14 protein-coding genes are annotated in these 22,977 nt (G+C 60.2%); 1 reads left to right on the forward strand and 13 read right to left on the reverse strand.

Annotated elements, in window-relative coordinates; all coding sequences use genetic code 11:
* Positions 1-23 precede the first annotated feature (23 nt).
* Genes ALO80_RS20565 through ALO80_RS20585 form a run of 5 tightly spaced genes read right to left on the reverse strand, consistent with a single transcriptional unit; the run spans position 24 to position 6,184 of the window.
* Positions 24-980, reverse strand: coding sequence for a glycosyltransferase family protein (locus ALO80_RS20565; RefSeq protein ID WP_055005447.1), 957 nt, complete (start codon positions 978-980; stop codon positions 24-26).
* A 30-nt stretch (positions 981-1,010) separates the two neighbouring features.
* Positions 1,011-2,420, reverse strand: coding sequence for a PIG-L deacetylase family protein (locus ALO80_RS20570; RefSeq protein ID WP_055010327.1), 1,410 nt, complete (start codon positions 2,418-2,420; stop codon positions 1,011-1,013).
* The gene (locus ALO80_RS20575; protein WP_055010328.1) at positions 2,417-3,313 is read right to left on the reverse strand and encodes an antimicrobial resistance protein Mig-14; all 897 of its coding nucleotides are present in this window, start codon (positions 3,311-3,313) and stop codon (positions 2,417-2,419) included. Before ALO80_RS20575 ends, ALO80_RS20570 begins: the two co-directional genes overlap by 4 nt.
* Positions 3,313-4,443, reverse strand: a complete 1,131-nt coding sequence (locus tag ALO80_RS20580) for a glycosyltransferase (RefSeq protein WP_055010329.1) — start codon at positions 4,441-4,443, stop codon at positions 3,313-3,315. Before ALO80_RS20580 ends, ALO80_RS20575 begins: the two co-directional genes overlap by 1 nt.
* Positions 4,427-6,184: a carbamoyltransferase family protein gene (locus ALO80_RS20585; protein ID WP_003422365.1), complete on the reverse strand. Its 1,758-nt coding sequence runs from the start codon at positions 6,182-6,184 to the stop codon at positions 4,427-4,429. The genes ALO80_RS20580 and ALO80_RS20585 overlap by 17 nt, the downstream gene beginning before the upstream one ends.
* Positions 6,185-6,487: 303 nt before the next feature.
* Between ALO80_RS20585 and ALO80_RS20590 the strand changes: the two genes are divergently transcribed.
* Complete coding sequence (locus tag ALO80_RS20590; protein WP_055010330.1) at positions 6,488-12,613, forward strand: membrane-targeted effector domain-containing toxin; 6,126 nt, start codon at positions 6,488-6,490, stop codon at positions 12,611-12,613.
* 9 nt (positions 12,614-12,622) lie between these two features.
* Here the strand turns inward: ALO80_RS20590 and ALO80_RS20595 are convergent, their stop codons facing one another.
* The 8 genes from ALO80_RS20595 to glnE all read right to left on the reverse strand — a co-directional run bounded on the left by ALO80_RS20595 (position 12,623) and on the right by glnE (position 22,693).
* The gene (locus ALO80_RS20595) at positions 12,623-14,068 is read right to left on the reverse strand and encodes a lipopolysaccharide kinase InaA family protein (protein ID WP_055010331.1); all 1,446 of its coding nucleotides are present in this window, start codon (positions 14,066-14,068) and stop codon (positions 12,623-12,625) included.
* A complete protein-coding gene (locus ALO80_RS20600; protein ID WP_055010332.1) occupies positions 14,068-14,847 on the reverse strand; it encodes a lipopolysaccharide kinase InaA family protein in 780 nt (259 codons plus the stop codon). The genes ALO80_RS20595 and ALO80_RS20600 overlap by 1 nt, the downstream gene beginning before the upstream one ends.
* The gene (locus ALO80_RS20605; RefSeq protein WP_055010333.1) at positions 14,844-15,578 is read right to left on the reverse strand and encodes a lipopolysaccharide kinase InaA family protein; all 735 of its coding nucleotides are present in this window, start codon (positions 15,576-15,578) and stop codon (positions 14,844-14,846) included. Before ALO80_RS20605 ends, ALO80_RS20600 begins: the two co-directional genes overlap by 4 nt.
* Positions 15,578-16,384 carry a lipopolysaccharide core heptose(I) kinase RfaP gene (gene rfaP / locus ALO80_RS20610; protein ID WP_055010334.1) on the reverse strand — a complete coding sequence of 269 codons (807 nt, stop codon included), beginning with the start codon at positions 16,382-16,384 and terminating at the stop codon, positions 15,578-15,580. Before rfaP ends, ALO80_RS20605 begins: the two co-directional genes overlap by 1 nt.
* Positions 16,384-17,505 carry a glycosyltransferase family 4 protein gene (locus ALO80_RS20615; protein WP_055010335.1) on the reverse strand — a complete coding sequence of 374 codons (1,122 nt, stop codon included), beginning with the start codon at positions 17,503-17,505 and terminating at the stop codon, positions 16,384-16,386. The genes rfaP and ALO80_RS20615 overlap by 1 nt, the downstream gene beginning before the upstream one ends.
* The gene (gene waaC / locus ALO80_RS20620; RefSeq protein WP_055010336.1) at positions 17,505-18,569 is read right to left on the reverse strand and encodes a lipopolysaccharide heptosyltransferase I; all 1,065 of its coding nucleotides are present in this window, start codon (positions 18,567-18,569) and stop codon (positions 17,505-17,507) included. The genes ALO80_RS20615 and waaC overlap by 1 nt, the downstream gene beginning before the upstream one ends.
* A 2-nt stretch (positions 18,570-18,571) precedes the next feature.
* Positions 18,572-19,606: a lipopolysaccharide heptosyltransferase II gene (gene waaF / locus ALO80_RS20625; protein WP_055010337.1), complete on the reverse strand. Its 1,035-nt coding sequence runs from the start codon at positions 19,604-19,606 to the stop codon at positions 18,572-18,574.
* A gap of 129 nt (positions 19,607-19,735) precedes the next feature.
* Positions 19,736-22,693, reverse strand: coding sequence for a bifunctional [glutamate--ammonia ligase]-adenylyl-L-tyrosine phosphorylase/[glutamate--ammonia-ligase] adenylyltransferase (glnE, locus tag ALO80_RS20630; protein WP_055010338.1), 2,958 nt, complete (start codon positions 22,691-22,693; stop codon positions 19,736-19,738).
* Positions 22,694-22,977 lie beyond the last annotated feature (284 nt).

The raw sequence follows: 22,977 nt of genomic DNA on the forward strand, positions 1-22,977 counted from the left end.
AATCATTGAATATTCATAAGCCATTACCATCCCAAACGTGACCGCAGGCGGTCGACCCAGGTCGCCGTCGGCATGCTGCGCAGTGGCGAATGCATGGCGTCGACGATGGCTTTCCCAAGGGCATGGAATGTAAAGCGTTCCTCGACCAAAGTCTGCCCATTACGGGATATTTCAGTGGCCAGCAGGGTGTTTTCGCGCAATTTCGCCAACTTTTCACGAAGCTCGGGAATGTCGCGGTAGAGCACGATGTTGTGCATGTCGACGAAACCCAGCGCGCGGTTTTCTTCAGCGCCCTGATCGAAGGCCAGCAACACGCAGCCGCAGGCCATGGCCTCAAAATTCTTGATCATGTATTCGCCCATGCCGACATCGGCACTGACGAAAAAGCGAATGCGGTTCAGGGTGTCGCAATACTCCTCACCGGATTTGGTCCGCGTCACGAGCAGATTCTCCACCTGACCCAGTTCGTCCAGCAATGCCTTGCGGCCGCTGTACGCGACGCTGTTGGTACTGCCCACAAAGGCCAGTTCGATATCGCGCTCGCGCGCCTGCAACTGCAACAGGCTCTGGTCATAGCCCTTGGGCACGAACACTGCGTCGAAACCTTCCTGACGCAGACGCTCGCTGACCATGAACCCCGAACAGATCACCCGCGCCCAGGGCAGCTTGCGATAGTGCGCGCTGAACTTGCCGGTGTATTTGCAAGGAATGTAGTTCTGGTAGGCATCGTGCTCGAGGATAACCAGATTGGGGATCGTGCGAATGAATCCGACCTGGCGCACTTCCTGTTTGAAGCGCAGGAAAAACACGATCCGGTCATAGCGGCTGACATCCACCTCGCGGCGGAAGTAGCCGCGCAGATTACGTTGCTCGCCGGAGCTCAGCCAGCGCACCTCGCACTCGCAATGTGCCGCAATGCCGTCGTAGAGACGGTCCAGAATCGCACGCTGCTCTTTCTGGACCAGAAGTAGAACTTTCATGGTTTTCCTTGCAGTACTGCGCCTGCTGAATCAGAGGTCACGGCTGTACCAGAACAACTCGTGTCGTCGCACAGCTTTGCGGAAGAATTCGTTTTCGCCCTCGGCTGGCCAGCGGCGACCGGCCAGAAGGCGCTGCAATGCGCGGCGTACGCGGCGCTTGAACGGCATCGGAGGCAGCAGGTCATGCATCATGCCCAGTGCCATTGCCTTGTCTCGCTGGGCGGCAACCGATAATTGCAGGCTGTACGGCACCAGTGGCAGGCTGGCATCGAAAACGGGTGGCAGACTGATGCCGCTGTAGGCATCGCCCATTGGCCAGCGATCGTTGTCATGCAGGTGATTGGCGTAACCGAGCACTACGTCAGGCTGCCATTCGAGCCCAACCAGCGCCTCACGCACGGCGGCCTGGGCACAGATATGATCGGGATGAGGATCAATGGCCGGGTGCGGCATGACCACAACCTGCGGCCTGGCCTTGAGGATCAAGGTGCGCAGGTCGGCGAGCAGATTGTTCCAGGTCGGCTGGCCATCATCGCCCGGCAGGGGCAGCGTATTGAACTGACGGAACAAGCAGGTATCGCTCAGATCCGCCTCACGCGAGCCGACCGGCGTATCCGGCGCAGCCTGCATGGCGGGCAGTTGCAGGCAGAAATAGCCCAGTTGCACACAGTGCGACTCAGGCACACCGCCCCAACGGGCGACGGCAATACTGTCCCAGGCGCGCAAACGGCCTTTCATGCGCGCAGCCTCGGCGCGCTCCATGCCCATCTGCCGATAATGTTCGGCCTCGATCTCACCGGCGGTCAGCGTGACAATCCACGCCTCCCCGGCCTGACTGTAAAGCCCGAAAGCGGCCAGCTCGGCATCGTCTGCATGCGGTGCGATGACCATGACGCGCTGCTGTCTTGCATCCGGCTGGCGAAACAGCCAGAGCCTTGGCGTACCGGCAAGACGACAGCGACGCCCGCGCAGTTGCAGCACACCCGCAGCAAGCGGCCCGCCGAGCCCGCTCAGGTTCAGATAACGCACCCCGCAGACACCGCGTTCGAACGCCTGCCGGTCGCTCAAGTCCTGCCCTTGCAGGTCGACGACCGGATCGAGAAAGCGCCCGAGCCAGGTGCTTTTGACCGTCAACGCCAGTATCAAGGTTTCATCGCCACTCAGTTGCACAGCGGGGTCCATCAACAACGTGCCGCCGTCCAGCCGGACGCCTGGCACTTCGCTGTCGGCCGGAAAGCTGTACTGATAGTCGTCAGCCGGCGAATAGAACAGATGATCGGCAAACCAGGCCTCATGAGCGACCCATGCACACACGGCCAGCACCGGGGCCAGCCACCAGGCCACCAGCATGCCGATAACGATCAACAGCAACAGCCCGCCCAGCAACGCCAGCCGTTTGTTACGGCGATGGCGCTTGAGCAATTGCTGCTTGCGACTCAAATCTGGAACACCGGAACGGGGTTGCACCATCGGTCCTTGTACTCACGGTCGGCACGACCAAAGGAAAAACGCAGTGATTTGCCCAGAGCACGGGCATCTTCCCAGGCAGACTGGGTGTTGACGAAGCTCAGCACACTGCCGGGACTGAAATCCCGTGTCTCGGGATCAACGCCGCCGTTGACATACTCTACGCTGACCCACTGTGGTGCCTCGACGCGATACACCAGTTGAATGGCAATGGGCGCATCGTTGAGAAACACCACCGAGCCGACCAGCAGATCGCGCAGCAACTCGATGACCTCGGCCTTGTGTCGGGCACCGGTGGCTTCGAAGCCCCAGCGACGCTGAAACAGATCGCAATACATGCTCGCCAGCTCGGCGCTGCTGAACTCGCTGACAGGTCTCAGCGTACCGCCAGCCTCTTCCAGCAAACGAAGCTCGCGGCGCTGGTTGTAACGGAATTTCTTCGACAGTTCTTCCGGCGTGCGCGCCATTGCCAACGATTCAGCCTGCGGCCTGAACGTGCTGATACGGCCCTCGTTGAGCGAAGACACATAGCGAGCCCGATGGCGGACCGGCACCTGTATGCCGTCGGCGACGGGCAGAATCAGCTCGGCATTCCCCAGATCGAACAGGCCTTTCTTGCCGTGACGCTTGAGTTCGTCCTTGGACAGCGCCAGCGAGCGTCCCCAAGTGGCGATCGCTGCCTTCACTTCGCCGCCCTGCTCCCAGGCCAGATAACGCACGGCGATGCCGGAAAACGCCGACAGCCGCGCAACAACCAGCGGGTGAGTGGCTACGCTGCCACCTAACCGTTGCCATGCCTGGGCGTAGGCAGCCGCATCGATCTGCACCCAGCCACGCTCGCGCCAGCCTTTGAATCGATTGAGCATCAGGCCCCCGCTGTCAGGCTGGAGACGTGTGGCAAGCGCCAGAATACATCGCGTACGGCATGATCGGAAAAGCGTTCGCGCAAGCGCAGCAGCATGCGTTCGGCGCAGTCCTGACGCTGCTCGGCGTCAAGCCCGGCCATATGCACCAAGCCGTGGGCAAGGCTATGGACATCGCCCAGCGGGAACAGCAGACCAACGTCTTCGACCACTTCCTTCGCGCCACCGCAGGACGTTGCGACCAGTGGTACACCGGCCACCATCGCTTCCAGCAAGACCATGCCGAAAGGCTCGTGGTCCGAGCTCAAGGCAAACACGTCGAATGCCTTGAAGTAGCGACGCGCGTCAGGAACCTGCCCGAGAAACAGCACCTGCGGGCCGATGCCCAGTTCCAGCGCCAGCGCCTTGAGGTTTTCTTCCAGGCGGCCCTTGCCGAGAATCACCAACTGGCTGTTTTCGGGGAGATTGGGCAAAGCCTCGGCGAAACCGCGCAACAGCGTGGCCTGATCCTTGTCGGGATGCAGACGCCCGACATTGGCAACGATCCATGCTGACGCGGACAGGCCCAGCTCTGCGCGGGCATCTTCAGCGGAGAACTGACTGCCTTGCAGTTGCTCGACATCAATCCGGTTATACAGGGTCTGAATGCGCTCAGCCGGCCACTTGGGCAGGCTGTTGCGCATATCATCGCGAACCGCGTCGGACACGCCGAGCAGGCTCAGGCGTTTGCGAAACAGGTTGGCGAACAGCTTGCGGCTGCGCCGCCGATAATCACCGAACGCATGATGCACGCCGATGACCGGCAGCTTCGTCGCCAGCAATGCGATGTACACCGGCTTGAAGCGGTGCGCAATACAGAAACTGAACGAACGCGTTGCGGCAATCTTGCGCAGGTCACGGATGGCCCCCAGCTTCAGGCCGCGAATGGCACTGGAGCTGTACTCCATGAACAGTACGTCGTCCGAGCCACAGTCAGCGACGACATCCGGGTCGGCTGCACCGGTCAGGAACACCGTCGTCACCCGATAGCCCTTGCCGGCGAACAGGCTGGCGTATTGCCGTGCGCAGTCCAGAAACGGCCCGTCATAGCCGTGGCAGAACTGCAGCACGTGACGTTCAGCCGAGCGTGTCATAAGCCTCGACGCCCTCTTTGACCACCAGGATGTCTTCCATGATCAGGTACTCGAGGTCCGAGCCGAAGAACATGTTCAGCGCATCGGTCGGCGAACAGATCATCGGTTCGCCACGGCGGTTGAGCGAGGTGTTCAGTGACACACCGTTACCGGTCAGGTTCTCCAGCGCCTTCATCATGTCGTAATAGCGCGGGTTGTATTCGCGCTTGAGCACCTGAGCGCGGGAAGTACCGTCTTCATGGACGACTTCCGGAACGCGGGTCTTCCATTCTTCAGCCACTTCGAAGGTGAAGGTCATGAACGGTGCCGGATGGTCGATCTTGATCATCTGAGGCGCTACGGTGTCGAGCATCGAGGGGCAGAAAGGCCTCCAGCGCTCGCGGAACTTGATCTGATGGTTGATACGGTCGGCCACGCCGGTCACGCTCGGGCAACCGATGATCGAACGGCCGCCCAGGGCGCGCGGACCGAACTCCATGCGCCCCTGGAACCAGGCAACGGGGTTGCCCTTGACCATGATTTCGGCAATCCGCTCCGGCGTGTTGTCGATCTGACGCCAGACCGGCTTGCTCGGGTGGCGTGCACAGGCCGCGATTACGTCCTCGTTGCTGTACGACGGGCCGAGGTAAACGTGCTCCATCTTCTCTACCGGCACACCGCGAGCGTGGGACACATAGGCCGCAGCACCCACTGCCGTACCGGCGTCACCGGACGCAGGCTGCACGAACAGTTCCTTGACTTCCGGACGGGCGATGATGCGCTGGTTGAGCTTGACGTTCAGCGCACAGCCCCCGGCGAAGGCGATCTTGCCGGTTTCCTTGAGGATGTCACCCAGGTAGTGGTCCATCATCTGCAACGCGAGCTTTTCGAACAGCGCCTGCATGCTCGCGGCATAGTGAATGTAGGGTTCGTCAGCCACGTCACCGACGCGTTTCGGGCCGAGCCATTCGATCAGCTTCGGCGAGAAGTAGAAGCCCTTGCCATTCTCTTTATAGCGACGCAGACCGATGACGTTGGCCAATTCGGTATTGATGACCAGTTCGCCATTCTCGAACGTTGCCAGACGCGAAAAATCGTACTTGCTGGCATCGCCGTACGGTGCCATGCCCATGACCTTGAATTCGCCGTCGAGCATCTCGAAACCGAGAAACTCGGTAATCGCCCCGTACAGACCGCCCAGCGAGTCAGGGTCGAAGAACTCCTTGATCTTGTGGATCTTGCCGTTTTCGCCGTAGCCGAAGAAGGTCGTGGCGTATTCACCCTTGCCGTCGATGCCCATGATCGCGGTTTTCTCGGTGAAACCCGAGCAGTGATACGCGCTCGAAGCGTGGGCCAGATGGTGCTCGACCGGCTCGATCTTGATCTTTTTCGGATCGAAGCCCAGTTGTTCGAGGCACCAGACAATCTTGTTGCGATAACGCTTGTAACGGCGATTGCCCATCAACAGCGCATCGAGGGCGCGATCCGGTGCGTACCAGTAACGCTTGGCGTAATGCCAGCGGGCCTTGCCGAACAAGCTGATCGGGGCGAACGGAATCGCGACCACATCGACGTCCGAAGGCTTGATGCCTGCCTGTTCCAGACAGAACTTCGCCGACTCGTAGGGCATGCGGTTCTTTGCGTGTTTATCACGAACGAAGCGCTCTTCTTCGGCTGCTGCGATCAGCTTGCCGTCGATATAGAGCGCTGCGGAAGGATCATGGCTAAGGGCGCCGGACAGGCCAAGGATCGTCAATGCCACTAGGGTCTAGCCTCTTTAGTCTGCATGCAGGCGCATAGCGCCCGGGAAAAGGTGTGCCCCCGCACAGCGGGCTGAGGGCAGCTAAAGGGCGGGATTATAACGTAATGACCAAGGATTGGCTCGACGCGCTGAAATGTCGCTGGGAGGTGCCCGCCAGACGGTGTAGGAAATGTCTCTTTCCCAGCATCAATAACTATCTACGACTCGCCACCCATTGCTTCTGATTAATTGAGGCCCATCGTCGCTGGCCCGAAGGTCGGCGTTCAAACCTCAGCGCCCGAAGCGCGCAATGGAAAGCCTGTCATGACACAAACACTGCCCCCTTTAGCCCTCGCCCCCCAGACTCTGACGCCTGTACCGCTGAAGCCCGCCGATACCTGGCCCGCCGCAGCCGATGCGCTGAACAGGCTCGACGAACTGCGTACCCTTCTGGCCGCCGAACTGGAAGCACTGCCCGGCCCTGAAGATGCCTTGCTGACGGCTATCGACGGCTCTGAAGTTTCCGAGCGTGAACTGGAAATCTTCAGCCTGCTGCAACAGATCGATAACTACTGGACGGACCCCGGCGAGTCCGGCGAAAGCCGTCGTGACCGCCTTGTTCCTGCCTTGCAACGCGCCTTGCGTGATGAAGCCTGCGTCAGGATTCACGAGCGCGATCTGGAAAGTGGCTATCTTGCCTGCCTGCCGGACTCGTCCGGCCCGGCGCTCACTTACTCGTCGCTGCAGGTGCAACTGCACGATGACGAACAGGTAGAGATGGCGGGTGTGCTGGCAATATCACAGGACCTGGGACGTACGCTGCTGATGCTGCCGGGGCTCGGCATAATGGGCTTCGACACGCAGGCCGTAATGATTGCGACACTGGCGCGCTGGCTCAGCACGCCAACGCTTCGGGGGGCATTGCTGAATAACCTGGAGAAGCGTTACCAGGACCGGCTGACCGGGATAATTCAGGACGCCGACCTGTACCTCGAACCGTTCACGACTGCCGATGTGCAGTTGCAACCGGTTACGACAACCCCCTTCGTCCATGCTTTCGACAGGCTGCTGAACAAGCAGCGCAATGACGCCCGTTACGCCTGCGAACGAGCGGACGTGGCAGACCGGCAGAAACGCCAGTTGCTGATTCAGGAAGCTATCGGCATGCCCGGCCTGTTCGGCCCGGCCGCCATGCTTGAACTGCGGGAACTGACCAACAGACAACGCCAGTACCATCGAGAGCTGCCGGACTGGATGAAGATCGCCAGCGAAGACGACTTGCAGACTTATGCCGGGCACCTGCGGCGCTACGATGCCGCACATGCTGCGATGCTCAGCGTACTGGGCAGCGCCGCTTCACCGGAGCAGTTCGCCGAAACGCAATTACGCAGAAGGCTTGCCGACGACCTGGGCCATGATATGGACCCGCGCGCGTTGACCATCGATACACGTCGCACGCTGCCGTCGACGAGCGAGACCTACCGCGTGACATGCTCGCTGGTCGAGCTGGCGCTCTATGGCCTGCACCCCGACGACGAGATCGCAGGCTCGGACTTCCTCGACCATACCGTCATTACCTTTGCTGGCAAACCGCTGGACGCTGTCTACTCAGACTTGACCCCGGTCTACCTTGCCGGACTGATTGACGAGCTCGATCTGCGCGCAAGGTTTGGCGAGTTTCAACGCAAGGCCTACCAGAAAGAGCACAACCGGCAAATGCTGCGCGCACTAGCGCGAACCCGGCTGACAGCGCTGAGCTGGGCCGCGAAGATGCAGGGGCATATCCAGCGCGATGATTTCGCCACTGTCGCAGCGCTGACGAGCCCGACGACGGCTGCCCCTGCCCCCACCTTGCGCGTGCAACAGATCAAACTGAATGACCGCCACGTAATGGCCAGATTGCTGGTGTTTCGCAAACAGAACGCCCAAGGCCAGACGCAACGTTTGATCATGGCCGCCACCGATGCACCCGGGCAACAGTCTTTCAAAGCCTTCGACACTGAAACCCAGTTGCTGCACGAGGTGGTCGGCTGGACCGCATCGCCTTCCATGTGCACCTACCTGCTGGATCAGGTGGAAGTGGATGCACGCCCCGCACTGGCAGAGCAACTGGAGGCCCTGGCACTCAAACCCCAGCCGCCGAAAAACTTCATCCAGTTCATCGATCACGCGGATTGCGACTCGGCCCTGCACAGCTTCACCGAGGAACAGACCCGCGTGTTGCTTTCCAGGCAGGCCAGCCATACTCCGGACTGGTATGTGCGTGCCAGCCGCGCGCAGCGTCGGGAACTGCTGGCCCTTGAGCAAGCCGCTGGCGGAGCTCTCGACAACTATCAGGCTCAGCCAAACGCGCACGCTCAGCCGTTCAAGGACTACGTCCATCAACGCGCCAGCCAGCAGATCGCCAGATTACTGAATGTACCGGCAGGCTCGGTAGACCCGGACCTGATCGTGATCACCAGTGAACGCGAAACTCTGACCTATACCGAGATGCTGCTCAACGGCTACAACGACAGCATCGACCCTGTCCGCGCCTCCGCGCAAACCCAGGCAACCTTCAGTGGCCCCGACGGACTGGACCTCAGCGCACTGTCGCCCGCAGTGGTGGCAGGCTCGGTGCGCGGCAAATGGCTGGCGGACGGCTATATTGCACTGGTCAGGAATACACTGCTGAACGCTGAAAACGCCGGTTACACCGATCGCCGTCAGGCCAGCGTACTGATCAATCAATTGCAGATGAAGGCCGCCGCGCTGCGTAGCGTTTTAAAGGGCCACATTGAAGCGTCGCAATATACCTGGCTGAAGCAGTCGCTGGACCACGCGCACCTCAACGACCCGGTCGTGCGCGAGCAGTACCCGTTCTATCCCCTGCAGTTGCATATCGACAAGCCGTTGATCGGCTCGGGGCTGACCGACATCGACCAACTGGTCATCCCAAGCCCGCTGCTCACTCACATCGAAACCGTGCAGGGATGCCTGGTGGTCCTGCCGACGCAGACTCGACACGCTGCACTGCTTTATACACCGCAGGCGCCCGATGGCTTCGAGTTCCGCCTGTTCAGCGACTTTGTACGTTCACTGAGCACCGCTGGCATGATCGATTACTACAAGGATCGCTGCCGGGTAAAAGCGCGCCGGACCCTGTCGTTTTTCCTGCGCGACATGGAGAAAGGCAATGCCAACAAACCTCCGGTCATTCCCAAGGCATTCATTGCAGACCTTGCCGACACTTGCTTCAACCGACCGCTGGAGCGCAGGCTGCGCGATGTGGAAGAGACCACCACAGGCCGTAATGACATGCTGGCCCGGTTGATCTGGGTCAGCGTGGAAATAATTGCCACCGCCCTGACGCTACCGTTCCCGCCGGCAAGCTTTGCGGTTGGCAGCCTGCTGTCGCTGCATGACAGCGGGCAGGCCCTGGCCGCGCTGACCGAAGGCGACCAGCAACGCGCTACAGCGTACATGCTGTCGGCACTGTTCAACGGCATCGGCGCAGGCAGCGACTTGCTGGTGGGCCTGAAAGGCTTCGGCGGTGTATTGCATCAGCTTGAGCACAGTCATGAAACAACACCGGTACTGCGCTCGTTCCAGCGTCAGTCCTCGCTGCCGCGTTACGAAGATCTCTACCCGGTGGAATTGCAGGAGCAGGTATTCCTGATCGGCAAGCCCGACGTCAACGGCCACGCTGCAGTTTTCCATGCCAGCCACGTTGCTTCTGCGCCTCCGATGGCAACCGGTCAGTTCGCTGTGCGGGAAGCCGGTGGTGCCTGGCAGCCGCTCCTACCGTCTGCCAACGCTGTGCCTCGCGCGCCATCAGGTTTGCGCACCGACCTGGCAGTCGACATTTCTCTGGATAACCTGCCACGCATCACCGAGGGTCACGCAAGGGGTGTGGTGCTGCTCAACGGCAAACGCTACATCGGCCTTTCCGGCCAGACCTTCGAGGTTCAATACAACACGCATCTGGGCTGCTGGCAGATCATTGACCCGGCCAATCCATTCGCGTTCTTCGGCAAACAGCCCGTTCGCCTGAATGAACAGGGACAGTGGCTGGTCATTGATCGACAGCGCCTGCGTGGTGGAGTGCTGGATGACGCGGGAAGCTATCGGCGACTGCCTGAAGGAGGTGCCGGTAGTTCGACAGACACGCTGAATGATTACGAGATGCCAAGCAGCATGCGGGCGCACCTGGATGTCGTCATCAGCAAGGAAGTATTTGACCCTACCGGCGCAGGCCTGGAAGTCTATTTCGAGACCTATCTCACCGACATACGTCAAACCTTCACCACATTGCGAGAAAAGCTCTATCAGGATGCCCAGGATTTTTTTGCCAGGTTCTCCCCGCCGCCCAGGCCGCCACTGCCTGCCTATTCTTTGCCGGGTAGCGTCGACACGCTGATCAAGCACATCTTTACGCACAACAACGGCCTGGTTTTCAGCGAGGCACCAAAGTCCGTGGCCAGCAAGCGCCTGCTGCTACTCAACATGCCATTGCTGGCAGAGCAGCGTGTAGAGATCCTGTACATCGAACATCTACTGACCGACAAGCATCTGACCAAACTCGCCAGATACCGCAAGCTCGGCAACAAGAGTCGCTCCGGCTCTCATGAGCTAAAGTATTACCTGCGCGATACCAATCGCGGCGCGTTGAACAACTCAAGCACCGAGTATGACTACTACCACCTGATCAAGGCCGCTCATCGTTACGGAATCGAGGTGCGTCCTTTCAGTTCGTCGATCAGTTACCCGTTTCTCGGCCATACAGTGTCGGGCGCAACCAATGATCCGGCAGCCGCCTTGAAAATGAGCAACTTCTTCGGACATAAGCTCATCAGCCACGACATAGGGCCCGATTCCGCAAAGCGCTGGGTGGCACTGCTTGATCAGAAACTTGCCACGAAACATGACCAGGTGCCCGGCATCGCCGAGCTGAACGGCGCGGTCAGCGTGCACGTCGAGGATATCCCGGCAGGGCGTCCGACCCGCATCAGGCAGGACGCCGGCGTGCCGACTGACGAGCGAACGCCGATTCACTGCGACTTCACCATAGCGTTTTCCGACCCGGCAATAGTTGCAGCCCCACTGCCCCCCGTCACGCCTCTGGATGAAGTGCTGATGCGCGAACTGGGGAGCCCGTCGATTATTGCCGATGGCGAGCATTGGGCGGGCCAGTACGGTTTTGTTCAGGGCCAGGATGAGGCCTGGCTGCGCGTGCCTCCCGAAGACTGGGTCGCCGACAGCCCGCTGACAGCGATCCAGCAATCGCTGACCGATGCGACCCATGACATGCCGCTGGAGACCAGAACGACCTTTCACACCCTGGCGAACTTCGAAAAGAAAGGTCTCGATATGGAGTATTTCTTCGGTGATCCGCAATTCGAGTCCGTCCGCAATACATTCGCCGTGCACCGCAATCGCTTGCAACAGGATGCTTCCGCAATCAGCGCTATACCGCTGCCGCCTCGTCCCGTACTGCCTGTCATCGCGGCGCGGACAAGCACCTCCGAGCTGCTTGAACACCTGTACAGACAAACTGAAGGCATCGTTGTCGGCGAGTCGCACTTTTCTGTCGCCAGCAAGAAACTGATCATCGACAACCTGCCGTTGCTGGCACAGCAAAATGTAAAGACACTGTACATGGAGCACCTGCTGACTGATCTGCACCAGGCAAACCTCGACCGCTTTTTCGAAACCGGCCAGATGAGCAAAACCCTGCTTCACGACCTGAAAGTTCTGGATCGCGGGCATCACACCGATCCAGGCAGGGTTTATAACTTCGAACAACTGGTCGTCAAAGCGCGACAGCATGGGCTGGAAATACGGGCCATCGACTGCGCGAGCAGTTACCACCTCAAAGGCATTGCCAGAGAACACTCCATCACGCGCCAGCAGATGATGAACTACTTTGCATCACGCACGATGCGCAAGCATCAGGAGGTCATGGGTTCACACAAGTGGATCGCTCTGGTTGGCAATAGCCATTCCAATATCTATCAGGGCGTCGTGCCCGGCATTGCCGAACTGGAAGGCGGAATCGGCCTGCGGGTCGTCGATGTGGCGCCGGGACTGTCGAGGGGTGTCATTCACGATCCCGGGGAGCTTGTCCTGGCAGGCATCACGAATGACAAGGTGCACATCAAAGCGGATTATCGCGTGGAGATAGAGGTGACGCGTTCGGCTGACAATGTTCGCCCCGCCAGACCGCTGACCATTGAACAGCGACTTTTCAAGCCAGGGATGTTTTTGCTGGAGCAAGGGGGTGGCAATGTGCAGACCGTTGTTCATCGCGCACGCGACACCTGGCTTTACCGCACGCCGGTGCAGATCAACGACGAGGGCAAACTGTATGTGGAGCGCGTCCGCTGGCCGCGCGTCCACCTCATGCCCTACGACGATATGGACGCACTGGTGGCGGCACTGGAGGCGATGGGGCTGAGGCGGGTTGACTGACGCGCCGGCTCAGACAGACGCAATCTTCGGCAAGCGCTGCTCCAGCATCTGGTGCAGCGCACTCTGCGCAGGCCAGTTACGCATGAACCGCGCCCGGTCACGGGCGTAGGCTGCGGCGAAAGACGATTGCGAGCCGTGCTGCTGCATCGCATCCAGATCGATCAGTGCCCAGCGATCACTGTGCCAGAACAGGTTGTGCCCTTTGAAATCGCCGTGGCTGATACGCTCGCGAATGAGCTGTGCGAACAGCTCGTCCAGCGCCAGCAACTCGGCCTCTGGCGCATCGCCGCTTTCTACATAAGGCGCAAACCGCTCGATGATATCCGGCCCCTCGATAAACTCGGTCACCAGCCAGGCCTTGCTGCGCAGGCCGAAGAAGCGCTGCTCCCGGACCGCCAGCGGTTTTGGCGTGGCGATGCCGAGAAACATCAGACGATTGCCTTCGCGCCATGAGTGCCATGCCCGGCTGGGACGCCAGAAGCGCTTGAGCCAGTGACTGAAGCTTTTGATATTGTAACGTTTGATGACCAGAGTACGACCACTGACGTCGACACGACCGACACTGGCAGCGCCACCTGTCTTGTACAGAAAGCCCTTGTCGAGCAAGTCATCAGCCTGATCCAGTATCGGCAGCATCGCATGTGCTTCCTCGCGACAAATGGCGCGAAATACCGAAGCGTTGTCCTCGACACTGAACAGACTGCAATCGCGCACAGTCTTGCTCATGAAGTCCTTGAGCCGCCAGCTGCGAACCTTGTCGATCTGCTTTTGCAGCGCTTCCATCGGCAAACCGTGTTCGGCGTTGCTCAACAGATAATGCACCAGCAACTCTTCAGTGAAGGGCTCGAAAGACCTCGGCAGCTGAGCAAAGAACACGCCCAGGTTTTCCAGCACCTTCTGCCGGGACAGCGGCTTGCCAGCCTGCTCGGCGCGGATGCCTGCACCGTCAATCAGGTACAACTGTCCTTTGTGGCGCAACAGGTTGTCCAGATGCAGATCTTCCTGCCACAGGCCTTTTGCGTGTTGCCGGGCAATGGCTGACAACGCCTCGCCGAGCACGGCTTGCTGCGCGTCTGCCAGCGGTGGCAAATCCTGAACGGCGCTCCAGGCATCGCCCAGGCTTGACGCCTGCTCCAGAAACTCGAACAGCAGCCAGCCGCCCTCGCCATCCTGCAAACCGTCGGCCAGCAACAGCGGTGTGGTCAGGCCCTGTCCGGAAAGCAGACGCACCCCGGCCAGTTCACGCTGAAAATGCCGGGCCGCCTTGTCGCCAACCAGCAGTTTTGCCAGAACCGGCCTGCCTCGCCAGACGCCTGCGCCTACATAGCGCTGCCCCGGCAATACCCGCAGCAGCGTCAACAGTTGCAGTTGTGCCGAACCGGCAGCATCGGCCAGCGTCAGGCTCATCGGTAACTCGGGGGTACGTCCGGCATTCTTGAGTTCAGACAAGCGCATCAACGGGTCTCTTTATCATCGCGGTGTTGAAGGTCTCGTTTGTGAGCGCTGCGCTTGCCCAGACGTGCACTCCAGGCGTCGACCAGCAGACTGTCAGGGGTGGCTTGCAGGTAAGCGGCCAGCAACTCGCGCCGCTCGGTGTCATTCCACATCGGTGCACGGCGCAGCAGTGGCTCCAGGTCACGGGCAAGGTCGCGCTTGCCGAAAATCACCGGACGGGTTTTTTCCAGATCGATCAGTTGCGCCTGATACCCACTGCCCACTGCCCGAAGAAAAATATGCTTGGGATAGAAGCAGCCATGAACCTGCCCGGCACCGTGCAGCGTGCGGGCCAATTGGCCGCAAGCGTGAAGTATTGCCAGACGCTGTGGGCTATCCATCTGGCCCCACTGCTGTAACAGTTCGTCGAGATCGGTCCAGCCGTCCAGCGCGCGCGTCATCAGGATCGCACGGTGTTCGCCGTCAACCTTGCGCTCGCCATAAAACACCGCTTGCAGCGCCGGGATACCCAACTTGCGATAACGGCTGATGTTACGAAACTCACGCGAGAAGGACGGCTCGCCAAACGGATGATGCAACGTGTGAGTCAGATAATTGCTCTGACGCTTGAGGTAAAAACCCTGACCGTCCAGGTCGAGGCGGAACACGCTGCTCCAGCCGCCACGCCCGGTGTTGGGCTCATCGACGGCATCAAGCCTGATATTCCAAAGCGATTCAAAATCAGCCAGATTATGACGAGCCAGTAAAGGCTGATCGGCACTGGCAATAAAAACGCTCATTCACGGCCCTCGAAAAAGCTGACGATATGTCGAATACGTTTTTTGTCGGAGGCGTTCAAACGCGTTCGTTGACGGTACTGCAAGTAAAAGCGCAGGCGTTGGGTCGCCGACAAGTGATACTTGGCGACTTTGTCCAGACACGCCAGATCCTTGGTGATCCGATAGCGCAGCATGAAGCTCCACCAGAATGCGCCATTGGGGCAATCGATGAAAAACAGGTGGCCTTCGTTATCCACTAACAGGTTGCGCCATTTCAAATCGTTATGTGTGAAATGGTTGTCGTGCATGGTCCGGGTAGAGGCCGCCAACTGCCGGCTGATAGCGTCGACCCAGCTCCGGTCGGCCAGCCGCGAATCCTTGCGCTGAGCCAGCGCAGACAAGTCTTCGGTGTTCGGCAAACCGCGCGTGATCAGTGCGCCGCGATCATACGCCGCGCCCTTGCGCTCCAGCCCCCAGGCCACGACCTCGGCCGTGGGGATGCCCCATTTGGCGAAGCGTTTGAGGTTCTGCCATTCGGACTTGACCCTGGGTTTGCCCATATAGCGACGCAGGCCTTTGCCCGCACCCACGTAGCGTTTGACGTAGTAATGAACTCCGGAACGCTCGACGCGGATAACGTCGGAAAGCGGATCGCGGGTCAACTGCTGGCCCTGCAGGGCAAACACGGCATCCAGACTACCGAAATCCTGCTCCAGAAAAGCGTATTCGGGTTCGAGCTTCCAGCCCGCCATCAGAGCGCGTCTCCGTAGCGCACTTTACGCTGATACAACTTGTCGGCTTTTTTATCCAGCCAGCTCAGCAGCGCGGCTTCCTTGAGCAGTATTTCGCGCAGTGGCTGCTGGAAATAATCCTTGAGAAAACGCAGTTTGTCGCGCTTGGTCAGACCGATATCCAATGCTGAAAAGTACAGCGCGGCCAGGTCCTTGTTGCGCCAGCGCGGCGTGATCGCCCTGCGCGTCTGGGCGCGGTGCAGGTCGATGACCGACAACCTGAAATCGTCGGCGGTGACCGGCCTGTCTGTGTGCAACAGGAAGTGACAGATGTAACAGTCGCGATGGTTGACTCCGGCACGGTGCATCATCCCGACCAATCGGGCGACTTCAGCAATGAACGCCCTCTTCAGGCGAGGCTCGGGCGGTTCGTTGCGCCAGTTGAGGCTGACGTCTTCCAGGCTGGTCGTAGGGGCCAGCTCTTCGGTGACGATAAACGAGTGCTGCGCGGCAGGGTTGCTGCCACGCTCGCCATAGGCCACAGCGGTCATGGTGGGCACACCGACCTGATGAAGACGCTCGATGGCGTCCCATTCCTTGCCCGCACCCAGCACCGGCAGCTTGGCGGTCGCCAGGTTCTTGGCAATCTCGGCCCAGCCGATGCCACGGTGGATCTTGACGAAGTAGCCACGCCCGTTGACCTCGGTGCGCAGCGTGCGGCGTCCTTCCAGCTCGCGGTAGACTTCGCCGCTCAGGCCTTCGACCTCGGCGAACACATCGCGTCCGGCCCACAGGCTCTTGAACGGTTCAGCCAGGAACAGCTTCATCAATAGTGCTCCGCCAGAATCACATCCGCAGCGCGTTGCGGCATGCTGTAAAGGTCCGCTGTGTCAGCAAAGGCCAGGCCATTACGGCCCCAGGCACTGCGCGCGGCATCGTCCTGAAGCATGTTCGACAGGTAGCGGTTGAGTTGCGCCTGATCGAACGGTTCGTCCAGCACTCGCCCGCAATCAGCCTCGGCAATGTAATGGGCATACCCGCAAACCGCGCTGACCAGCACAGGCAAACCGGCGACCAGTGCTTCGAGCAGAACGGTGCCGGTGTTTTCGTTGTAGGCCGGATGGATCAGCAGATCGGCGCCCAGCAGAAAACGCGGAATATCACTGCGCCCTTTCAGGAACGTCACCTGATCGCCCAGTCCCAGCGTCGTGCTCTGCAGCTGGAATACTTTGGGGTCGTCCTGACCGATTACAAACAGGCGTGTGCGTTTTTTGAGTTCTGCAGGCAGGGCCGCCAGCGCTTTCAGGCTGCGATCCACGCCCTTGGTCTTGAAACCGGAGCCGATCTGCACCAATAACAGGTCATTGTCGGCGAGCCCGAACTCCTTGCGAAAGCCTGCGCGGATGTCAGGGGCGTCCGGCGGTGCACGGCGATCCGGAGAAATACCAGGTGGCAGCAAGTGAAAGCGCGACAACGGTGTGTCGTAATGCTTGATGAACAGCGGCTGTTGCACTTCGGAAATCATCAGCACCTGGGTTTTCGAGTCTCTGGCGAACACGGCGCGCTCATAATCGGCGAAGTGGCGGTAACGCCCCCACTTGCGGTACAGCGGGCTGCGCAGGTTCTGCGCCTTGTCCTCGAAGCAGCCGTCAGCGGCGTAATACACATCCAGTCCGGGCATCTTGTTGAAACCGATCAGGCGGTCCACCGGGCGTTTGGCCAGGTCTGCCTCCATCCACGCGCTGAGCTTTTCGTTGCGTCGATGATTGAAGAACGCCTTGACCGGTGCCACCAGCACTTCAAAACCGGGAGGCACATCGCCCTCCCAGATAAGGGTGTAGACGCGGATCTGATGGCCACGCTGCTGGCACTCAAGCGCAATGCGCATGAAATCGCGCTGCAGGCCACCGAACGGGAAGTATTTGTAGAGTACGAAAGCCAGTTGCATCAGCCAGGTTCCTTTGCCAGCAACAGCGCGCCCAGTTGGCTCGCTACTCGCTCGGGATTCAAGCGAGTGAAGCACATCGGCCACTCGCGTTTCAGGTCGAACCGGCGCTGATCGTCAGCGGTCGGTTGGTACGTGCATTTCTTCTGCAGGCAGGGCGTGCAGCCCGGATAGTCGCTGGCCAGATGCACCTGCGACTTGCCGTAGGCACCGGTGAGGCCGGGATTGGTCGGGCCGAACAGGGAAATGGTCGGGACGTCCAGTGCGGCGGCCAGATGCCCGATCCCGGTGTCCACCGCAACACAGGCCCGCGCACTGGCCAGTACCCGCGCAACACCTGCCAGATTCAGTCTGGGCAGCACATGCGCGCTGCTCAGCCCCTCGGCAATGCGCTCGGCGCGGGCCTTCTCGGCCGGGTTACCCCACGGCAGCTGCACGTGCAGACCGCGCGCCGCCATCAGCTCGGCCAGTTGTCGCCAATACAGCTCGGGCCAGTGCTTGGTGTCCCAGGTCGTGCCATGCAGGAACAGTACAAACGGAGCCTGCAACCTGTCATCCAGCGCCGCCATAGGCTTCAGGCCATAGTCTCCTGTCCCGGACGGCTGTGGATAACCCAATGCCTGGGCGAACAACTGACGCAGCCGCTCGACCGCATGCTGTCCGCGCGCCACCGGGAACGTCCGGTCATAAAACCGGCTGGCGACCGGCTCGCGCGCCGACGCGCGGTCCAGGCCGGCCACGGGGGCGTCAATGTAACGCGTCAGCCAGGCACTTTTGAACAGGCCCTGAGCATCAATCACCAGGTCATAGCGCTGTTCGCGCACCTGCTGTTTAAAGCGTTGCCACTCACCGGACCTGACTGTCTGCCAGAGGTTCTTGCGCCAGCGGCGGATCGCCACCGGGATCACCCGGTCGACTGCCGGATGCCAGGCGGGAATCTCGGCGAAACCTTCCTCTACCACCCAGTCGAAGCGGATCCCGGGCAGCGCCCGTTGCGCATCGGTCAGCGCGGGCAAGGCGTGGATAACGTCACCCAGCGAAGACGTCTTGATCAGCAGTACCCGCAAAATCAGGCAACCTCCACCGGCGTGCTGTTCAGACGGGTCAGCGCCTGAATCACAGCGTCCGGCTCAAGCAAACGCATGCAGTTGTAATGACCGAAACGGCAGGTGCGTTCAAAGCACGGGCTGCATTCGATGCCCAGCCGGACCACTTCGACCTCGTCGGCCAGCGGCGGCGTGAAGTCTGGCGAGGTCGAACCATAGACGGCCACCAGCGGGCGGTTCAGGGCGGCGGCCACATGCATCAGGCCGGAGTCGTTGGACACCACGGCATCGGCACACGAGAGCAGATCAATGGCCTCGGCCAGCGAAGTTTCGCCACTGAGGTTGACGGACTCCTCGCGCAGACCGGGAATCAACTCCTGTCGAATGCTCTCACCTACCGGATGGTCCTTTTTCGAACCAAACAGCCAGACCTGCCAGCCTTCGCGAATACTGGCGTCAGCGACCTGTGCGTAATGCTCGGCGGGCCAACGCTTGGATTCGCCAAACTCCGCACCGGGGCATAGCGCCAATACCGGACGATCCAGGCTCAGACCAAATTTACTCAAGGCCGCCTCGCGGGTCGCCGGGTCGATACGCAGACTGGGGCGGGGATAAGGACGCGGCAGTTCGCTGCCTTTTTCGAAAGCCAGGGCCATGAACCGTTCGATCATCAACGGATAGCGCTGCTTGTCGAGGGTGCGCACGTCATTGAGCAGACCGTAACGGAACTCGCCACGCCAGCCGGTACGTTTCGGGATACCGGCGAAAAACGGTACCAGCGCGGATTTCAACGAGTTGGGCAGCAGGATAGCCTGATCGTATTGGCCAGCCAGGGACTTGCCGATCCGGCGACGGGTTGCCAGTTCCAGCGCACCGTGGCCCAGCGGAAAACTGAGCGCAGCACGGACCTGCGGCATGCGCTCCAGTATCGGACGACTCCATTCCGGGGCCAGCACGTCGATTTCGCACTCGGGATGACGCTGTTTCAGACACTGGAACAGCGTTTGTGCCATCACCATGTCACCGACCCAGCTCGGCCCAACGATCAGAATTTTCATGTTCTATCCAAAAACGACCAGAAACGATCAGGGAGGCCGATCAGACTGCGTGACATTCCCACACAACCTGTCGCCTCCCTGTCATAGCTTTATAGAGTGTTGCATCGAAATATGGCGTTACCGTGAGGCTCAGCTCAACCCCATCTGCGTCCAGATCCGCATCACCTCACGCCGCTGGGCATGAAACTGATCGCCGCTGACCACGCCCGCCTGCTTCTGCAACGCCTGACGGTGCGCCGCCGAGCGATACGCCTTATAGGCCTCGCGCAGCAGGCTGGCGTCGGTGTCAGGCAACAGCCCGGCCTCTTCCAGCCCTTCGAGAATCCGGATGTTGTCGGTGTATTGCAGCAGCGCAGGATGCTCTCTGGACCACGCCAAGGCGGCGTATTGCACCATAAATTCGATATCGACGATACCTCCGGCGTCCTGCTTGAGGTCGAATGGCATCGCTGCCTCAAAGGCATTGACCGCCCGCCCGGCCGCAGTCACGCGGGTACCGAGGTTATCGCGCATTTTGGCGCGCATCTCGCTGACGTCGGCACGCAGTGTGTCCAGATCGCGCTCGCGCCCCAGAACATCGGCACGGACCTTCTCGAACTGCTCCCCCACATCCCGACTGCCGGTCATCACCCGGGCGCGAACCAGCGCCTGATGCTCCCAGGTCCACGCTTCATTGGCCTGATAACGGGCGAAGGCTCCCAGAGAACTCACCAGCAACCCGGATGCGCCCGATGGCCGCAGGCGCATGTCTACGTCGTACAACTGACCGGAGTTGGTCTGTGTGGTCAGCAAATGGATCACTCGCTGCCCCAGCCGGGTGAAAAACTGAGCACTGTCGATCGGCTTGGTGCCGTCGGTCTCGGCCTGCAGGTCGCCGTCATGAATGAACACCAGATCCAGATCGGAACCGTGTCCCAACTCGATGCCGCCGACCTTGCCGTAACCGACGATCACGAACCCCGGATCGCACAATGTGCCGTCCGGACGCAAGGGCGTGCCATGACGGGCCACGCTGTAGCGCCAGGCCAACGCCAGCACCTGATCCAGAATCGCCTCCGCCAGCCAGGTCAGGTAATCGCTGACCTTCATCAACGGCAGGCTGCCGGATATCTCGGACGCCGCGACCCGAAGGCTGTGGGCCAGTTTGAAATGCCGCAAGGCTTCCATTTGCTGCTCGAGGTCGTCCTCGGGGATACGAATCAGCCGCTCACGCAGTTCAGCCGCCAGCTCTGGTGCCAACGGCGGATTGAACAGACGACCCTCATTGAGCAGTTCATCGAGCAGCAACGGAAAGCGTGCAATCTGCTCCGCAATCCACGGACTGGCGGCGCACAGGGTGAGCAGTTGCCGCAATGCATCGGGGTTTTCGGTCAGCAGCACCAGATACGCCGAGCGCCGCGCGACCGCTTCTACCAGCGGCAGCACACGTTCCAGCACCAGATCGGGCTTCTCATGCTCCACCGCCTGAGCCAGCAGCCGGGGAATGAACGCATCCAGCCGCTCACGACTCAGACGTTGCATCGAACGCAGGTTGGGACTGCTGCGCAGGCTGGCCAGATTCTTCAGGGCTTTTTCGGCATCGACGAAACCGGCCTGCAACAGCTGACGACCAGCGGCGTCTTCGTCCTGGGACTCTTCCCACAAGGGCAGCCATTCGCCACCGACCACAACGTCGCCGTCTTCATCTTGCTCGTCGTCCGGATCGGCGTCGGGGTCAGAAATGACCTGACGAAAATGCCAGGCAACCCGGCCACGCCAGTACATCAGTCGCTCATGAAAGGCAGCCCAGTCGGCAAACCCCATGATCAGGGCAATACGCGCCTGATCCTGTTCGTTGTCGGGAAGCATCTGCGTCTGGCGGTCGGCAATAGCCTGAATGGCATGTTCGGTGTACCGCAGAAATTCGTAGCCCTCGCGTAACTCTTCAGTCACGGCCGAAGGCAGATAGCCCTGCCCTTCAAGGGTTTTCAGCACTTTGAACAGCGGCCGCTGTTGCAGGCTCAGATCGCGGCCACCGTGAATCAGTTGAAAGGCCTGGGCGATGAACTCCACCTCGCGGATCCCGCCCGCACCGAGCTTGATATTTTCAGCCATGCCCTTGCGTTTGACTTCCTGCTGAATCAACTGCTTCATGGTGCGCAGCGCTTCAATGGCCGAGAAGTCCAGGTAGCGGCGATACACAAACGGGCGCAGCATCGCCAGCAACTCGGCACCGGCGGCCTGATCACCGCCGACCACACGCGCCTTGATCATCGCGTAGCGTTCCCAGTCCCGCCCCTGATCCTGATAGTACTGCTCCAGTGCATTGAAGCTGAGCACCAGCGCACCGGACGAGCCATAGGGCCGCAGACGCATGTCGACACGAAACACGAAGCCGTCGACAGTCACGGGGTCCAGCGCCTTGATCAGACGCTGCCCCAGGCGAATGAAAAACTCCTGGTTGTCCAGCGCGCGCTTGGTGCCTACCGTCTCACCGCCCTCCGGGTAAGCGAAGATCAGGTCAATGTCCGACGAAAGGTTCAGTTCGACCGCACCAAGCTTGCCCATGCCCAGAATGACCATGTGCTGCGGCTGCCCGGAGTGACGACCGGTCGGTGTACCGAACTGCTGGCAATGCCGTGGGTACAGCCATTGGTAGGCCAGGTCGATTGACGCATCGGCCATTTCCGACAGGTCGCGACAGGTTTCGATCAGGTTCGCCTGACGGGTCAGATCACGCCAGATAATCCGTACTTGCTGGCGTGCGCGCTGTCGACGTAGATTACGCCCCAATTCGTCGTCGCTGGCAGCGCTCGACAAGGCATCGGCAATCTGGCTGCGCATCTGACCGGCCGAGAAGCTACGCTCCAGCTCGCCCGAATCGGCCAATTGCAGGAGCATCTGCGGGTCGCGGCAGATTTGTTCGGTTACAAAATCACTGGCGGCGCAGACCCGGTCGAACGCTGTAAGGCGCGCCTCCGGCCAGGCCTCGAAAGACGCCAGCGCGTCCTCCGGCAAGGCAGAGAGCGCGGCCTGAAACGTCTGGCGGGCGCGGGCAATCAATGGCAGCAGAATGGCCGGAAATTCAGCCAGTAAAGGTAGGCTCATGGTCTATCCTTGATCGGCGTGCAAACGCCCGTCCGTCATGACGGCAAGACGCGTCTGCCAGCACCGCTTGTCGAACAAAGGTTATAAATTGCTGGAAAAATCAAATTAGAAGCATAAAAATCCGCTTTTTCCCTGCAAGATATTCAATAGCGATCAACAGTAACGTTTTAAGTCACAAGACAACAGGAGCGATTGAGTCGCTTCTCTGTAGTTTTACTACTGGGTCCGATACTCGGAGGGCTGAAATCGTCGTCGATTTGTAGTAAAACTACACACCGCCGGAT

The organism is Pseudomonas caricapapayae, assembly GCF_001400735.1.
GTDB classification, from domain to species: Bacteria; Pseudomonadota; Gammaproteobacteria; order Pseudomonadales; family Pseudomonadaceae; genus Aquipseudomonas; species Aquipseudomonas caricapapayae.

Excerpts from the sequence above, each read along its gene's own strand:
- glnE (WP_055010338.1), bottom strand. The coding sequence starts at position 22,693 with ATGAGCCTACCTTTACTGGCTGAATTTCCGGCCATTCTGCTGCCATTG.
- ALO80_RS20580 (WP_055010329.1), bottom strand. The coding sequence starts at position 4,443 with ATGACACGCTCGGCTGAACGTCACGTGCTGCAGTTCTGCCACGGCTAT.
- rfaP (WP_055010334.1), bottom strand. The coding sequence starts at position 16,384 with ATGAAGCTGTTCCTGGCTGAACCGTTCAAGAGCCTGTGGGCCGGACGC.
- ALO80_RS20615 (WP_055010335.1), bottom strand. The coding sequence starts at position 17,505 with ATGCAACTGGCTTTCGTACTCTACAAATACTTCCCGTTCGGTGGCCTG.
- ALO80_RS20595 (WP_055010331.1), bottom strand. The coding sequence starts at position 14,068 with ATGCGCTTGTCTGAACTCAAGAATGCCGGACGTACCCCCGAGTTACCG.
- ALO80_RS20605 (WP_055010333.1), bottom strand. The coding sequence starts at position 15,578 with ATGGCGGGCTGGAAGCTCGAACCCGAATACGCTTTTCTGGAGCAGGAT.
- waaF (WP_055010337.1), bottom strand. The coding sequence starts at position 19,606 with ATGAAAATTCTGATCGTTGGGCCGAGCTGGGTCGGTGACATGGTGATG.
- ALO80_RS20590 (WP_055010330.1), top strand. The coding sequence starts at position 6,488 with ATGACACAAACACTGCCCCCTTTAGCCCTCGCCCCCCAGACTCTGACG.
- ALO80_RS20600 (WP_055010332.1), bottom strand. The coding sequence starts at position 14,847 with ATGAGCGTTTTTATTGCCAGTGCCGATCAGCCTTTACTGGCTCGTCAT.
- ALO80_RS20565 (WP_055005447.1), bottom strand. The coding sequence starts at position 980 with ATGAAAGTTCTACTTCTGGTCCAGAAAGAGCAGCGTGCGATTCTGGAC.
- ALO80_RS20575 (WP_055010328.1), bottom strand. The coding sequence starts at position 3,313 with ATGCTCAATCGATTCAAAGGCTGGCGCGAGCGTGGCTGGGTGCAGATC.